At 63.6% G+C, this 896-nt stretch carries 1 pseudogene; it reads right to left on the minus strand.

Annotated features, from left to right (window positions below):
* Positions 1-896 (minus strand): annotated as a pseudogene (locus NKH28_RS34300) (recombinase family protein); the annotation flags it as partial.

An 896-nucleotide genomic window follows, 5' to 3' on the forward strand; every position in this document is an offset into this window, starting at 1 on the left:
TTGCGAACCCGTACCTGCGAGTGCTGGCCTCCGTGCCAGTGGATGGTCAAGATCACGTCGCGCGCATCGTCATCGACATCCGCCACGATGTCCTTGATGAGCGCGCGCAGCAGTTGCTGACGACAGCGCATGTCGACACCCGGCGCGTTCCAGGTGGCCTCGAGATTCTGGGCGAGGCCCGTGAAGTCCGGAACCGCGTCGACAGGCTCCACACGCTGGACTTCGCTCAGCCGGGCCTCGCAGGTCTCCACGCGCCTGAGCGTGGCTTCCCAACTCCTCTCGAGCTGGGCCGCAATAAGCCGGTTCTCCGGGTCGCAAGCGGCATAGCGGCGCTCGGCGAGCGATGCCTCATAACGCGCCTGCTGCAGGTCCATCTCGATCATCTGCCGCCGCTTGGCTTCGCTCTCCAGCTGCATCCGTTCAGCCTCCAACGCCGCTTCGATCGCCATCGGCGCAACCGCCTCCAGCGCTTCGCGGGTCACCGCCGCGTCGGCGCGAAAGCCGTTGAACGACATGCATCGCGCCTGTGCCATCATGAGGTTGCCGCGCTCGCAGCGATATACCGGATAACCTTGGCCGCGTCCGGCATACATGACAACCAGTCTTCGCCTGCATCGACCACAGGAGATGAGACCGGGGAGGAGCGCGCGACCGCAAGTGGCCCGACTTGACGCCGTCGGCTTTGCCATAAGCGTTGGCCGCGAGCAGTTCCTGGTTCCGTTCGTACTCGCTCCATCCGATGTAGCCTTCGTGATGGTCCTTGAGCACCACCGCCCACTCGCTAGCCGGCTTATAATGGCCATAGCTCTTGCGAACGCGGCCATCGACGATCTCAGTGCGCTTCTCGCTCTTACCATAGACATAGGCGCCGGCGTAGAATGGGTTCTTCAGGATCG

Origin of the sequence: Mesorhizobium sp. M1227 (assembly GCF_040318315.1) — a bacterium.
Lineage (GTDB): Bacteria > Pseudomonadota > Alphaproteobacteria > Rhizobiales > Rhizobiaceae > Mesorhizobium.